This is a genomic window from Granulicella cerasi, from assembly GCF_025685575.1.
In the GTDB taxonomy this organism is placed as follows: Bacteria; Acidobacteriota; Terriglobia; order Terriglobales; family Acidobacteriaceae; genus Granulicella; species Granulicella cerasi.
The window spans coordinates 333,723-348,554 of the sequence record NZ_JAGSYD010000002.1; the positions used below are offsets into that span (position 1 = coordinate 333,723).

At 62.4% G+C, this 14,832-nt stretch carries 14 protein-coding genes; 6 read left to right on the plus strand and 8 right to left on the minus strand.

Translation table 11 applies throughout. From position 1 onward, the window contains the following. Window positions 1–162 precede the first annotated feature (162 nt). Both OHL11_RS06895 and OHL11_RS06900 read left to right on the plus strand, forming a co-directional pair. Entirely contained in the window at window positions 163–432 is a 270-nt protein-coding gene (locus OHL11_RS06895; RefSeq protein WP_263370759.1) for an HU family DNA-binding protein, read from the plus strand. Window positions 433–593: 161 nt separating this feature from the next. Then, the gene (locus OHL11_RS06900; protein ID WP_263370760.1) at window positions 594–1,481 is read left to right on the plus strand and encodes a site-2 protease family protein; all 888 of its coding nucleotides are present in this window, start codon (window positions 594–596) and stop codon (window positions 1,479–1,481) included. A 3-nt stretch (window positions 1,482–1,484) separates the two neighbouring features. Here OHL11_RS06900 and priA read toward each other — a convergent pair whose 3' ends face one another. Beyond that, entirely contained in the window at window positions 1,485–4,124 is a 2,640-nt protein-coding gene (gene priA / locus OHL11_RS06905; protein ID WP_263370761.1) for a replication restart helicase PriA, read from the minus strand. A 209-nt stretch (window positions 4,125–4,333) separates the two neighbouring features. Here priA and OHL11_RS06910 point away from each other — a divergent pair, with 209 nt between their 5' ends. Continuing rightward, on the plus strand, window positions 4,334–5,824 hold the full coding sequence (locus OHL11_RS06910; protein WP_263370762.1) for a glycosyltransferase family protein: 1,491 nt from the start codon (window positions 4,334–4,336) through the stop codon (window positions 5,822–5,824). Window positions 5,825–5,875: 51 nt separating this feature from the next. Here the strand turns inward: OHL11_RS06910 and OHL11_RS06915 are convergent, their stop codons facing one another. The 5 genes from OHL11_RS06915 to OHL11_RS06935 all read right to left on the minus strand — a co-directional run bounded on the left by OHL11_RS06915 (window position 5,876) and on the right by OHL11_RS06935 (window position 10,181). After that, window positions 5,876–6,790 carry an alanyl-tRNA editing protein gene (locus OHL11_RS06915; protein WP_263370763.1) on the minus strand — a complete coding sequence of 305 codons (915 nt, stop codon included), beginning with the start codon at window positions 6,788–6,790 and terminating at the stop codon, window positions 5,876–5,878. Beyond that, a complete protein-coding gene (locus OHL11_RS06920) occupies window positions 6,791–7,738 on the minus strand; it encodes a class 1 fructose-bisphosphatase (protein ID WP_263370764.1) in 948 nt (315 codons plus the stop codon). 60 nt (window positions 7,739–7,798) lie between these two features. Then, a complete protein-coding gene (locus OHL11_RS06925; RefSeq protein WP_263370765.1) occupies window positions 7,799–8,797 on the minus strand; it encodes an alpha/beta fold hydrolase in 999 nt (332 codons plus the stop codon). A gap of 18 nt (window positions 8,798–8,815) precedes the next feature. Continuing rightward, a complete protein-coding gene (locus OHL11_RS06930; protein WP_263370766.1) occupies window positions 8,816–9,196 on the minus strand; it encodes a putative quinol monooxygenase in 381 nt (126 codons plus the stop codon). Window positions 9,197–9,566: 370 nt separating this feature from the next. Then, window positions 9,567–10,181: a TetR/AcrR family transcriptional regulator gene (locus OHL11_RS06935; RefSeq protein ID WP_263370767.1), complete on the minus strand. Its 615-nt coding sequence runs from the start codon at window positions 10,179–10,181 to the stop codon at window positions 9,567–9,569. Between the two features lie 109 nt (window positions 10,182–10,290). Between OHL11_RS06935 and OHL11_RS06940 the strand changes: the two genes are divergently transcribed. Together OHL11_RS06940 and OHL11_RS06945 are read left to right on the plus strand one after the other, a co-directional pair. Continuing rightward, window positions 10,291–11,130: an SDR family NAD(P)-dependent oxidoreductase gene (locus OHL11_RS06940; RefSeq protein ID WP_263370768.1), complete on the plus strand. Its 840-nt coding sequence runs from the start codon at window positions 10,291–10,293 to the stop codon at window positions 11,128–11,130. A 48-nt stretch (window positions 11,131–11,178) separates the two neighbouring features. After that, window positions 11,179–12,612, plus strand: coding sequence for a Xaa-Pro peptidase family protein (locus OHL11_RS06945; RefSeq protein ID WP_263370769.1), 1,434 nt, complete (start codon window positions 11,179–11,181; stop codon window positions 12,610–12,612). A 49-nt stretch (window positions 12,613–12,661) separates the two neighbouring features. Here the strand turns inward: OHL11_RS06945 and OHL11_RS06950 are convergent, their stop codons facing one another. After that, the gene (locus OHL11_RS06950) at window positions 12,662–12,940 is read right to left on the minus strand and encodes a hypothetical protein (RefSeq protein ID WP_263370770.1); all 279 of its coding nucleotides are present in this window, start codon (window positions 12,938–12,940) and stop codon (window positions 12,662–12,664) included. Between the two features lie 91 nt (window positions 12,941–13,031). After that, complete coding sequence (locus OHL11_RS06955) at window positions 13,032–13,235, minus strand: cold-shock protein (RefSeq protein ID WP_263370771.1); 204 nt, start codon at window positions 13,233–13,235, stop codon at window positions 13,032–13,034. A gap of 201 nt (window positions 13,236–13,436) precedes the next feature. Here OHL11_RS06955 and ffh point away from each other — a divergent pair, with 201 nt between their 5' ends. Then, complete coding sequence (gene ffh, locus OHL11_RS06960) at window positions 13,437–14,831, plus strand: signal recognition particle protein (RefSeq protein ID WP_263370772.1); 1,395 nt, start codon at window positions 13,437–13,439, stop codon at window positions 14,829–14,831. The last annotated feature ends 1 nt before the right edge of the window (window position 14,832 follow it).

Sequence of the window (14,832 nt, forward strand, 5' to 3'; positions counted from 1 at the left end):
TCCTCAGAGGGCTTTTGTGCAGAGTACCGCAAACTGCTGTGGCTTTACATTGACAATCGAAAACACCGACCCTACCATCAACCCATCGGGCGTGTATCGCTCCCCCTCGACAGCTAACGCCATGCAAGTTACGGCGTCTGTTATGGAAAGGAAGACGACCCATTGATTAAGCAGGATCTTGTACAGCGCGTCGTGGAACGCACCGGGCTACCGCGCATCAAGGCGGAAGCATCGGTGGATGCCATCTTCGAGGCTATGAAGAAAGCCCTTACCGGCGGCGAACGCATCGAGCTACGTGGCTTCGGCGTGTTCACCGTGAAACCTCGCAAGACTGGCGTAGGACGCAACCCTCGCACCGGCGCAGAAGTATCGATCGCTCCGGGCAAAGCCGTGCGCTTCAAGCCCGGCAAGGAACTGCACCTGCTCGACTAATTTCTCTCCCAGCAGGCGGGCACTCGTGCTCGCCTCTATCCCCATCCCACGGACGCAAACCATCCTGCATGGCCCTACCTGAGACCGCGCCAGGCCCGCGCCCAACTTCCCCGACAATCGAACGCTCGACCCCACGCCAGCTTGCGACCCAGGCCGCGCTGATGCTTTGTACCCTGCTGACCACCACCGCCATCGGCATGAGGTACATGGACAACTTCCGCCACGGGCGCTTCCCGCTCGCGACCGAAGCCGACATCTTCCCCTTCCGCTGGGTGCTGGCGCATCTCGCCGACTGGCGCACCGGCCTGCCCTTTTCGCTGAGCCTGCTCGGCATCCTGCTCGCACATGAGTTCGGCCACTACTTCGCCTGCCGCCGCAATGGCATCAGCGCCACGCTGCCCTTCGTACTTCCAGCGCCTACGCTCAGCGGAACCGCCGGAGCTGTCATTCGCCTGCGCCAGCGCGTGAAAACCCGCGCCGCGCTCCTCAGCATCGGGGCCGCTGGCCCCATCGCCGGATTCTGCGTCGCCATCATCACCGTAACGCTCGGCTTGCTGCACTCGGTCGTCGCCATCGGCCAGCCGGAGCGCCTTGCCGAGCTCAACTCGCCGCTGCTTTTCGTCGCTGTCCAACGCGCGCTCACCGCCGCCGGAAAAATCAGCTTCAACGGCCCTGTACTCTGGCACCCCATCCTCGTCGCGAGCTGGATGGGACTGCTCATCACCTCGCTGAACCTCATCCCCGCAGGCATCCTCGACGGCGGTCACGTCCTTTACGCGCTCTCGCCGCGCATCCACCGCGTCGCCAGTACCGCGTCGGTGGTCGCCCTCTTCCTGCTGGCCGCTGCCAGCTGGGTCGGCTGGATCGTCTGGGCAATCTTCCTGCTCACACCCGCCATGCGACACCCGCGCGTCCGTGATCACTCTGAGATTTCGACTCCGCTCCGGCTCCTCGCACCGCTGTGCTTTCTGGTACTCGCACTCAGCATCACGCCGCGGCCCATCGCGCACGAAACCCTCTTCGATCTCCTGCGCGGCCTGCGCCACTAGCGGCTACATCAAGTGCAACGCGTCAACGTCGACCACGACGCTACGACGTGCAATGCCTTCACGATCCATCCACGCCAGCATCTGCTTCAGCACACGCTGTAGCGTGTCGCGTCGCTCCGACTTCAGCACCAGGTGGAAGCGGTAGATCCGTTTCACGCGTGATAACGGCGCCGCGGCAGGACCGAGCACACGCACGCCCTCCTGCTTTGCAGGCAGCAGAAACTTGCCGAGTCGCGCCGCAATGTCCAACGCCTCTTCCAACTGCTCGCTCTGGATCACCACGTTCGCCAACGCAGCCAGCGGCGGATACTTCATCTGCCGACGGAAGTACATCTCCCGCGCCGCAAAGCCTGTGTAGTCGTGCTCGCGCGCAAACTCGTTCACATAGTGGTCCGGCTGATACGTCTGCACGAGCACGCGCCCCTTCAGTTCGCCACGCCCCGCTCGCCCGCTCACCTGCGCGAGCAACTGAAAGACCCGCTCCGCTGCACGAAAATCCGGCAAGCCTAAAGCGAAGTCCGCACCGACGACGCCTACCAGTGTGACGCCGTGGATGTCATGCCCCTTGGCGATCATCTGCGTGCCGACGAGCAGGTTGATTTCGCCCGAATGCAGCCGCGACAGCAGCCGCTCCATGTCGCCGCGCGTCCGCACCGTATCGCGGTCCATGCGCCCGATGCGCGCCCCCGGAAACAGCTCCTGCAGCTTCTCTTCGCCTTGCTGCGAGCCTGCACCCATGTAGTACAGGTGGTCGCTTTCGCACTTCGGGCAATGCGACGGCACACCGCGCTTGAAGCCGCAGTAGTGACACTCCAAACGCTCGCCCACGCGCGCCTCGCCACCGTTGGAGTCTTCGTCGCCGTGCTTGTGATACGTCATCGAGATCGCGCAGTTCTCGCACTCGATCTTCTCGCCGCACTTGCGACACATCACGACGAACGAGTACCCGCGCCGGTTCAGCAGGATGATCACCTGCTCGCCGCGATCCAGCGTCTTCTGCGTCTCCGCGATGAGCTTCTGCGAAAACATCTGCTCCTTGCCCGTCTCGCGAAACTCCTCGCGCATGTCGATCATCTCGACCGTCGGCAACGGCCTGCCGCCCACGCGCTGACGCATCTCCACGCGCTCATACCGCCCACGCTCGGCGTTGTTCCAGGACTCCAGCGAAGGCGTCGCAGAACCCAGCACCACAGGGATGCCGCGCAGCTTCGCACGCATCACTGCCACATCGCGACCGTGATACCGCGGCGTCTCCTCCTGCTTGTAGCTCGAGTCATGCTCCTCATCCACGAGGATCAACCCCAGCTCCGGCATAGGCGCATAGACCGCCGATCGGGTACCGACCACTACACGCGCCTCGCCGCGACGAATGCGATGCCACTGCTCCGCGCGCTCATCCGGCGTCAGCTGCGAGTGCAACAGCGCAACCTCGCTGCCGAACGCCGCCACCATCGTCGAAGCCATCGCAGGCGTCAGCCCAATCTCTGGCACCAGCAGCAACACACTCTTGCCCATCGCCAACGCGCGCTGCATCGCGGCGACATACACCGCGGTCTTACCCGAGCCCGTAACGCCGTACAACAGCATCGGATGAAAGCCCTTCGCCATTGCCGCCATGATCGACGCAAGAGCCTCGGTCTGCGCTTCATTCAGCGAGTGTTCATGCGCAAACTTCTTGCCAAACGCACCCAGCCCCGAAAGATGAAAAGCCTCAGCCTGCTCCTCGATCACCACCAGCCCACGCTTCACGAGTGACTGCAGCGACGACTCGGAAATCCCATTCCGCACGAGCCGTTCGCGCAGATCGCGCAACACCACACGCCCACCCGCTCCAGCCAACTCCGCCATCACCGCAAGCTGATTTTCATTCAGCTTCGGCAACCGTCTCGAAGCTGAAGCACCGGCTGCTGGACGCTGACTTTCGCCGTCCTGAATCTCTGACACACTGTCTTGCTGAATCACTGGATGGGCCCTCTCGCCCGCAGCCAGTTCCGGGTCCAACTCATCACCCACAACTCGCGACTCAGCACTCGTATCACCAACCAGCACCGCGATCTTCTCCAGCCGTCGCGCATCACGCACCTCGGCAACGGCCTCGCGCACGAGCCACTTCTTACGCGCCATCGCATCAAGCAGCGCCTTGCGAGCGCCTGTCGCTGAACGCACCGTCGCCAGCTTCACCGCATCGCCGGCCTCAAGGTAGTTCAGCACCGCGTACTCCTGGTTCTGCTCCTCAACACTGAGCCGCGAACGACGCGACGACCCACGCGCGGCCTCGTACAAAACCTTCCGCCCCTGCTCGCCGATGCGATACGTAAACTGTCGCCGCACCTCGGCCATCAACGGCATCATGCCGCGCAGCACCTCGCCCAACGGCGCGCAGTAGTAGCCCGCAACCCAACGGCCCAGGTCCATCAACTCATCCGAGAGCAGCGCCTCTTCATCCATCACGCGCTCCACCGGCTTGACGTCAATGCCCTCGCCCGGCGCGTTCTCATGCACCGCCACGACAACGCCCATCAGCTTCTGCCCACCAAACGGCACAAGCACACGCGCGCCCACCTCCACCTCCGCCCCTCGCAGCGCATAGGTAAAGCTCTGGTCCATCGGGACCGGCAACGCGACATCGCAAAACTGACTCACGCTCTCAGTTTAGTCTTCGCCCTTGTGGGTCGAGGCAGCGCCACCTGCATCGACAGAGCGCTCAACGCTCAGAAGATCGCCATCCTATCTACGCGCGATGTGAAGGCAACTCCCACCTCAAGTACGGCATGCAACGCCACGAGGTCGACGCTCAGGTTCGATATGATGGCGTAATGTCTGAGCTGAAACCAACCGCCGCTAAAGGCAGAATGGAGCGCTCCCTGAAATCGGGCCAGACCGTCACACAGCAGAGTCCCACCAAGGTCTTACTGTTCCTTCTCCTCATCGGGTTCCTGCTGCGACTCGCTCTTCTCCACACGCCGCGCAGCTTTCAAGCCGACGAAACGTTTCAGTATCTCGAGCAAGCGCACCGTCTTGTCTTCGGCTACGGCGTAGTCCCATGGGAGTATCGCTACGGCATCCGTAGCTGGCTTGTGCCTTTCGCGCTCTCAGGCCCCATGAAGCTCGGCAGCGTCCTGCTGCCAGGCACCGCCGCCTACCTTCTTCTGCCGCGCATCTGCCTCTGCATCCTTTCACTCGGCAGCATCCTGGCCGCGTATGCTCTCGGTCTGCGTCTCTCGCGAGCTCACGCCCTCGCCGCGGCCACCGTCGCGGCACTCTGGCCCGACTTCCTCCTCTTCTCCGGCCAGGCGCTCACCGACTCGATCGCCGTCCCCTTCGCGCTTGGCGCCGCCGTTCTACTGCGCAGCTCCGCACGCTGGAAGCTTGTCGCTGCAGGCGCGTTGCTTGCACTGGCGTGCGCCATCCGCGTGCAGTATCTCCCCGCTCTTGCCGCCATGCTGCTCGTCAGCCTTGCCTTCCGCTGGCGCGACTGGCTCTGGACCGGGCTCGGTATCCTCGCCGCTACCGCGCTCAGCACCGTTCCCGACATCCTTCTCGCCGACGCGCCCTTCGTCTGGGTCTCGAAGAACATCCACATGAACCTCGTCGCGCACCACGCAGTGGCCTATGGGTCCGAGGGGCCGCTCTTCTACCTTGTGCAGTTCTTCGCTACGTGGGTCATCTGGACGATCCCGCTCTTCTGGCTCGCGTGGATCGGCTCCCGCCGCTTCCCGGAACTCCGCGCGATGATCGTCGTCCTGATTGCCATGCACAGCTTCATCGCGCATAAGGAGTTCCGCTACATCCACCTCGCGATGATCACTATCCTGCTGCTCGCGGCTATCGGCACCGTGGAGTGGCTGCAACAGCAGGAGCACCTTCGCTACACGCGCTGGGTCATCGCCTGCTGGCTGCTTGCAGCGTTCACCAGCGTCGCCATGCCCACGCAGACCGAAGACTGGGGACGCGCCGTTGCCGGCAACGAAGCCTTCGCCGCGATCAGCCACGATCCGAGAACCTGCGGCGTCGCCATGTTCAAACAGTGGTGGACCAACGCCGGCGGCTACACCTATCTGCATCGCGATGTGCCGCTCTATCCCACGGACCGCACCGACAACCCCGCGCAATCTCTGTGGCAGCATCAGGACGCCTTCAACGTCATCCTCACGACCCAGCATCCCGATGCGCCACTGCCTCCCGCATACCATCGCACACAATGCTTCGCGCACGCGCTCTACAACGATGACGACGCCTGCATCTGGCAACGCGAAGGTTCATGCCGACGCACCGGCGCCGAGACGCTCGAGATCAACCACCTCGTCGGCGAACCCGACAAACCCAAAACGGCCCCCGAGTGAAACGTACTCACCCAAGGGGCCGCTTGATCACATCTCTACACTCGTAGAGCTCTAAGCCGAAGGAGGCAGCAGCGCCTTCAGCTTCTTCAGCTCCTTGGCCTGCGCTTTCTTCTCTTCCAGTAGCGCCTCCACACGCGCCTGCACGTCGGCCGCGCCCACACTCAGCGTGCGCGCCACTGCATCCAGCGCGATGTAGTCCTTACGCGCCGCGCGCACCACACGCTGGCCGCAGCAGAACTCTACACGCCAGCCCTGCTTCACCTTCTCCAGCCGACGGATCGAGATCGCGCCGATTGCGCCTGTATTCTCCACATGCGTGCCGCCGCAGGCGTTGAACTCGATGCCCTGAATCTGCACGACGCGCATCGGCCCTTCGCGCTCGGGCAGCTTGCGCAGATCGCCGCGCCGCAGCATGTCCTCGGCGTACTCGCGCTCCACAAAGCGCGACCAGATCGGGCGCGACTCCGCCACGACACGATTCGCAGCTTCCTCCACCTGGTGAAGCTGCTCTTCGGTCGGACGCTCCTTCGTGTCGAGGTCGATCGTCGACGACTCCGCGCCAAGATGAAACGACACCGTCGTCAACGTCAGCTCACGCAGAAAGACCGCGCTCAACAGATGCTGCCCCGAGTGCTGCTGCTCGTGGTCCATGCGGCGCGACGCCAGCACACGCCCCTGCACCTCCGTGCCTTCAATCAGTGGCTTGCGCACATAGTGCCAAACCTCGCCGTCTTCGTCTTCTTCGACAGCTTCAATCGGCACCTCCAGCGAAGCACCGCTCGGCGCATACGCGATCAGCATTCCGCGGTCCGAAGGCTGTCCACCGCCCGTCGGATAGAACGCCGTCTCGGCCAGCGCCACCTGCCAAAGCTGCCCTAGCTCATCGGTCTTCGTCAGCCGAATGTCCGCAATCGTCGTGTCGAAGTCCAACACCGCCGAGGTGTAATAAAGTCGCTCAGCCGCCACTTACTTGCCCGCCTTCAGAACCATCTGCTGCAGCGCCTCAACCTCGCGCTTCGAGCCCACAATCAGCGGCGTGCGCTCATGCACCTGCTCGGCCACCACCTCAAGAATCCGCGTCCGGCCATTCACCGCTGCGCCATCAGCCTTCTCCGCAATCAGCGCGAGCGGGTTCGCCTCATACAACAGTCGCAGCTTGCCCTTCGGGGCCTTCTCCGTCGGCGGATAGAGGAACACGCCGCCCTTGAGAATCGTGCGATGGAAGTCCGCCACCAACGAGCCAATGTAGCGCGCGCCATAGGCCTTGCCGCCCAACTCGCCCTTCACCAGCGTCGCCACGTACTCGCGATACACCGCCGGCCAGCTCGCCGCATTCGCTTCGTTGGTCGAGTAGTAAGGCCCTTGCTCGGGCATCTTCACGCCCTCGGCCGTCAACACAAACTCGCCCTTGTCATCGAGCGTGAAGAACGCCACGCCCTCTTTCTCCGCAAGGGCAACGACCATCACCGTCGAAGGCCCGTAGACCACATACAACGCTGCGACCTGCGCTGTTCCGGGCTGCAACGCCGTCGCAGTCGCATCACCCTTCACCGCTTGAATCGACACAATCGTGCCAACATTCACATTCACGTCAATGTTTGAAGAGCCATCGAGCGGGTCGAAGATCGCAACAAACTTCGCGCCCGGATGATCGAACACGACCGGCTCATCATCCTCTTCGCTCACAATCGCCGCACACTCCGCGACCGCGCCCAGCTTGGCGATCATCACATCGTTCGCAAACACATCGAGCTTCTGCTGCGCTTCGCCCTGCACATTCACCGCGCCAGCCGCGCCGTAGATGTCGCTCAGCCCCGCCAAACGAATCTTCGTCGCAATCTCCGCACTCGCCTCGGCGATCGCACCGATCACCTCACCCAAACCCGCCGCTGCAGCAAACTCTTTCGCGTTCATCAGCTCTCCTCTATCTATCTTCGCAGGCCGATGCTATCAACCGCCACATACCGCAGCCAACTATCGCGCCAAACCCTTCAGCAACTCGCGATGAAACGCCGCCGGATCTTGAATCTGCGGCGAATGCCCAAGCGCTGGAAACTCTACGAGCTTCGCATGAGGAATGCGCGCCGCAGCCTCCTTGGCCAGCACCGGATAATTACCGAGCTTTGCACGTATCTCCGGCGCAGCCAGGTCCTTGCCGATCGCCGTATTGTCCTTGTCGCCCACCATCAGCAACGTGGGCACCGCAATCTTCTCCAGCTCATGCACCACTGGCTGCGTGTAGATCATGTCGTACAGCAGCGCAGAATCCCACGCCACAGCGTCCTTGCCCGGCCCGCGATACATCCCCGCCAGCATCTGCACCCACGGCTCGTACGCCGGGCTCCACGTGCTCGCGTAGTAGGTCGCCTGCTCATACTTGCGAATCTTCTCCGCGCTATTGCCAAGCTCGCGCGCGTACCACTGGTCGACCGAAATCGAAGGCACGCCCTTCGCCTTCCAGTCCTCCAGCCCGATCGGATCAACGAGCACCAACTGCTCGGTGGCCTCGGGATACATCAGCGCATAGCGCACCGCCAGCATCCCGCCAGTGGAGTGCCCCATGATCGTCGCCTTCGTCACACCCAGCGACTCCAGCAACGCATGAGTATTTCGCGCCAACTGCTGAAACGTGAACTGATAACTCTGTGGCTTTGACGACTTGCAGAACCCGATTTGATCCACTGCAATCACACGATACCCCGCCTGCGACAGCACATCGATCGAGCCCTTCCACGTCGCCGCGCAGAAGTTCTTGCCATGCAACAGCACCACCGTGCGACCATTCGCCACTGCAGGTTTCACATCCATGTAAGCCATCTGCAACGACTGCTTCTGCGACGCAAACTCAAACCGCTGCACCGGGTAGGGATACTCGTAACCCTGCAACTCCGGCCCATACGAGGGCTCATCTTGAGCTACAGCTACCCCACCGCACATCGCCGCCAGCAACGCTACTACCCACAACTTTCGCATCTCAGGGATCCCTTCGCGCTACTGAAGCGGCGTATGCAAACGCGTATCAAACGGCCCACCCAGCAGCGGCTGAACCTTCTCGCGGAAACTCACCGTGTGCGGGGAACCTACGTGCCTCTCATACGCCGTGCGGTCGTTCCAGGTCTCGACGATCGTGAAGTGATTGCTCGACCCAACCTCCTGATACACGCCATAGGCCACCAGCCCCGCATCCTTGTGCGTCGCAACGGTCTCCGCCTGCAGCAGCTTCTCGGCCGTCTCCACCGCCTGCGGCAAATACGCATCCGGCTTGATGTCCACATGGCTCACCACCGTCACCGGCACCGCCTTCGTCTGCGCAGACGAACCGGTACTCGCGAGCGCGAGAACACCCACCACACCCACAACAACCCGCTTCATGATTTCCCTCAAGATCGCCTCTCCTGCGAGCTTCGCTCGCTGCATCTCTATGGATGTAGGGCGTCTCGCAGGCGATTCATCGGAACTTCTGATCGCCACAATGCCTAAGCCTTCTTGCGCTTGACCTTCAGTGCGGGTCCGCTAACGACGCACCCTTCGCAAAGGCGAGCTTCACCGCGGCCTTGTACGTCTTGCCCGGGCAAAGGATCCCGTTGCAGGAACACACCGGCACGCGGCGCCACTGCGCTTCATCATGATGCCAGCGACAGCCACGATGACGCCCTCACCCGCGCCAGCATTGCTCCAAGCCAGTCACCCGACTCCGCAATCTTCGCGTCAATCAATTCCGCTGCTGTCGCCATCGCAGCCGCTATCGATCGGGATAGATCAGCTTCAACACCTTTGGCAGATCTTTTTCAACGAACTCGCCGGCGTTCGCTCGTGGAAACATGTGCTGGATCTTCTCCGCGATCACCATGTCTGCCATGCCATGCAGCAGCGCCAGTCCCGCGAACTCGTCCGACGCGTGCTCGAACGCGGAGATCTTCTTCTCCGCCTTGCCGTGATACGCCTCCAGCGCCGCACCCAATCGCTTGCCCGGAACCTCCGTCGCCTCTTTGTAGCGCGGGTCTTTGCGATCGATAAGGTCGTGGCGAAACATCAGCCGAAAATGCCCGGGATGCTCATACGCGAACTGCACGAACGCATACGAGATCGCGCGCATGTTCGCAGCAGCATTGTCCGCGCGCTCGACAGCCTTCATCATCTCGTCCGCTTTCGCAAACGCCAGCAGTGCCACCTCGGTCAGCAGGCCCTTCGCCGAGCCGAAGTGATGCGCCGGCGCACCCGGCGAAACACCCGCTCGCTGTGCCGCGGCGCGGAGGGAGAAGCCCTCTATCCCGCTCTCCGCAATGATCTCGTCCGCCGCGTGGATCAGCGCCGTCTTCAGATCGCCGTGATGATACGTCGCTCGCTTTTTTGCCATCGTGAAAGGAAGATCTGCACACCGTTCAGATTTATCTAGACAGCGTTCAAATGCAACGCTACTCTAAGACTCGAGTGCACTCAACACTCCAAGTATAGGGATGTTGAAGATGAAAACCTGGCTAATCACCGGAGCCTCGCGCGGCATGGGTCGCGTGTGGGCCGAAGCTGCCCTGCTGCGCGGAGACAATGTCGCCGCGATCGCTCGAACCACCACCGACTTCAAAGAACTCTCCGCGCGCTTCGGCGATAAGATTCTCCCTCTCGCCATGGACGTCAGCCACCCCGAGCAAGTCGCCGCTGGCGTTGCGCAGGCGCACCAGCACTTCGGCCAGCTCGATATCGTCATCAACAACGCGGGATACCCTCTCGTTGCCACGATCGAAGAAGCTTCGGATGATGAAATCCGCGCGCTGTACGACACGAACATTCTCGGCACCGTGCGCGTCATTCGCGCGGTGCTTCCGATCCTCCGCAAGCAGGGACACGGCCACATCATCGGCGTATCCAGCACGCTCGCGCTGCAGTCCATGCCGCTCATCGGCTTCTACGCCTCCTCCAAGTGGGCGTTCGAAGCCATCCACGAAAGCCTTGCGCTCGAGGTCGCTCCCTTCGGCCTGAAGGTCTCGATCATCGAGCCCGGCGCCTACGCCACCGATTTCGGCGGCCCGCAGTCCGGCAAGCATGGCACAGCCATGCCCGAATACGCGCCCGTCCGCGAGCACGTCTTCGGGATGATGCGCACCATGCAGCGCGCCGAACCCGCAGCCACCGCCGACGCCGTGCTCAAGCTTGTGGACGCAGAGCAGCCGCCGCTGCGCCTCATTCTCGGCAGTGAAGGCGTTCCTCATGCGCATCAGGTCTATGCCAGGCGCCTCGCCGAGTGGGATGCGTGGGAAGAGGTCTCCGCCTCTGCGCAGGGCCAATCGACTACCGCCGCAGGCCACTAACCGCAACTCCGGGCGTCGGCACACAAGCCGACGCCCTACAATCTCTTCATGTTGTCTCGCCGCCGCTTCCTCGTATCCGCAGCCGCCACCGCACCCGCTTTCGCGCTGCACGCGCAGGAGAAAGCCGCCGCCCCGCCCGCTCCTGCGGTTTGCGACGCCCCGAAGCTTCCCGAAGCGATCCTCGCCCTCACCGATCGCCGCAAGGACATCGTCCCCATCACAGGCTTTGAGCGCGACCAACGCACCGACCTCGCTCGCGAGTTGATGAAGCAGTACAAGCTCGACGCCGTGCTCATCACCACCGGCCCCTCGCTGCGCTACTACACCGGAACGAACTGGGGACAGTCCGAACGCCTTTTCGCGTACGTGATCCCGCAGGCAGCCGCGCCCTTCATCATCTGCCCGTTCTTCGAGCGCGACCGTCTCGCCGAAGTGCTCCTCAACTTTCCCGAGCGCGAGTCCACCATCACCTACCTCTGGCAGGAGAATGAAGACCCGTTCATCATCCTGCGTCGCGCGCTCGCCGAAGCCAACGTCACCGCGGGCACGCTCGGCATCGAGGAAATGGTGCCCTTCGGCATGGCGAACATGATCGCCAAGGCCGCACCGGCGCTCACCATCGCCAGCGCTACGCCCGTCACCGCCGGCCAGCGCTCGCTCAAGTCTCCCGCAGAGATCGCGCTCCTGCGCCTCGCCAACCAGATCACCTTCGACGTCTATAAGGCGGTCTATCTCTCCTGCGGTCCCGGCGACACGAATCACAAGGTCGAAGCCCTGATCGCCGAAGCGTACAAGCGCTGCGGCGTGCGTGGCGAGGCCTCCTGCAACGTCGGCGTCGCAACCGCTACGCCGCACGGCTCGAGCAAGGAGCAACTCATCCACGAGCATGAGATGGTCGTGCTTGACGACGGCTGTACCGTCGAGGGCTACACCTCAGACATCACACGCAGTTTCGTCTACGGCACGCCGACCGACGACCAGCGCATGGTCTTCGAGATTGTGCACAACGCGCAGTCCGCCGCGCTGGCTGCCGCGCGTCCTGGCGTGGAGATGCGCGCCATCGACGCTGCGGCTCGCGCCGTCATCGACAAGTCTCCGTACGGTAGCGGCTACTCGCACTTCCAGCATCGTCTCGGTCACGGCATTGGCCTCGCCATGCATGAGTGGCCGTACCTGGTCGGCGGCAACGCGCAGAAGCTGATGCCAGGCATGTTCTTCTCCAACGAGCCGGGCATCTACCTGCCCAACCAGTTCGGCATCCGCCTGGAAGATGACATGCTCATCACCGAAAACGGCGCCGAGCTGATGACATGGCAAAGCCCATCGCTGCTCGACCCCTTCGCCATTCCGGCCAAAGGCACGCAGCCGGCTCCGCCTCCGGCTGAAACCAAGCCTGAGGACAAACCTGCCGACAAACCTGCGGACGCGTCGGCTCCCGCATCCCCGGAAACAACGAAACCCGCTGACACCCCAAAGCCCTAGAGCTTTGCAGGTGTAGCGGGTTCATCTGGATCGTGTGAGCTAGCGGCAGCTAAGCGGCTGACTGCTCCGCGGTCTGCGGTTCTGCAGTAGGATCCTCTGCGCGGAAAGAACGCGGCAGGTCCTTTGCCTGGAACTCCACTCCGTCAGAAACCATCTGACGAGCGGTCTTCTCCAAGGTGCTGCGCTTGGTCACCATCTTCTTACGCTCTGCGGCCGAGCCTGCAGCGCTGTACTTGTCAAAGTGTGCCAGCTTACGGTCGTATAGGTCGATTTCCTCATGCAGCCACTTCAGTTGAAATGCTGCCGATACGGCTTGGGGTGTGCTCATTCCGTTGCTCCTTGGTAAGAGGGAAAGACCTGGATAAAGCAAAAGGGCGGCTTTGATCGCCGCCCTTTCGTCAAACTGCTCGTTCCGCGATTTAGAGACCGCGAACGTTCTCAGCCTGCAGGCCCTTCGGACCCGTCACAACGCTGAACTCCACTGCCTGGCCTTCGGCCAGCGAGCGGAAGCCCTGCGTCTGAATCGCGGTGTGGTGAACGAATACGTCACCACCACCGTTTGCACGGCTGATGAAACCAAAACCCTTAGCGTCGTTGAACCACTTTACAGTGCCCTGCTCCATAGTATTTCTTCCTTTTGAAACTAGATGTACCGACGAACATTTGGAACAGATGGCGAGTCGGTACAGCAGGAACACGCAAAAAGACCAGACCGATCGTTCGATCCTCTACAGCATAGCAGCCTCGTACCCCTTTTTTGCAAACTTCCGTGCACACTCCGCTTCCACAGCATCGAATCCATATCCCTGTAAACTGAAAACGCCATGTTTGAAGCACTTTCCGATAAGCTCCAACGCTCGTTCAAAAACCTCCGCGGCCAAGGCACTCTCACCGACGAGAACATCAATGATGCCCTGCGCGAAATCCGCGTCGCCCTGCTCGAGTCCGACGTCAACCTCGACGTCGCTCGCGACATCATCGAGCACATCCGCGCCAAGGCCCTCGGTTCTACAGTCGCGACAGCCCTGAGCCCGGCGGAACAGATCGTCAAGATCGTCCGCGACGAGCTCATGGAGGTCCTCGGCAAAGACACCGCGCGCTTCAAATTCGCCTCGCAGCCCCCGACCGTCATCCTCATGGCCGGTCTGCAGGGCTCCGGCAAGACGACCACCACCGGCAAGCTCGCCGCGTGGCTGAAGAAGGGTGGCCACCGTCCCCTGCTCGTCTCCGTGGACGTCTACCGCCCCGCCGCGCGCGAGCAGCTCAAGGTCGTCGCGAGCACCGTCGGCGTGCAGATCTACGAAGGCAAGCTCTCGGAGACCACCGGCACCGCCGACGTGCTCCGCCTCGCCAAGGAAGCCTTTCGCGAGGCCCGCAACTTCGCCAACGACGTCCTCATCGTCGACACCGCAGGCCGCCTCGGCATCGACCAGGCGCTCATGGACGAGATGGCGCAGCTCAAGAAAGAGCTGAACCCCAGCGAAATCCTCTTCGTCGCCGACGCCATGACCGGCCAGGACGCCGTCAACTCCGCCAAGGCCTTCAACGACCTGTTGCAGATCACCGGCGCCGTGCTCACCAAGATGGACGGCGACTCCCGCGGCGGCGCAGCGCTCTCCATCCGCAAGATCACCGGTCAGCCCATCAAGTTCCTCGGCACCGGCGAAAAGCCCGACGCCTTCGAGCCCTTCCACCCCGACCGCATCGTCTCGCGCATCCTCGGCATGGGCGACATCGCCACGCTGCTCGAGCGCGCTGAAGAAAAACTCGACAAGGACAAGGCCACGGCGTTTGCCAAGAAGGCACTCTCCGGCGACGGCTTCTCGCTCGAAGACTTCCGCGACCAGCTCCGCCAGATCAAGAAGCTCGGCTCCATGCAAAGCATCCTGAAGATGCTCCCCTCGGTCGGCCCCTTCCAGGGCATGCAGCAGGCCGCACAAAACGTGGACCAGAAGCAGTTCGACCGCGTCGAGGCGATCATCAACTCGATGACGAAGAAGGAGCGCCAGAACAGCTCGATCATCAACGGCAGCCGCCGCAAGCGCATCGCCTTGGGCGCAGGCGTTCAGGTCAGCGAGGTGAACAACCTCCTGAAGCAGCACGCCCAGATGAGCAAGATGTTCAAGACGATGGGCACCCCCGGCGGCGCCGGCAAGATGCAACAACGTCTCATGTCCCAAATGGGCGGCATGCGCGGCGGCGGTGGCTTCGGGCGGTAAT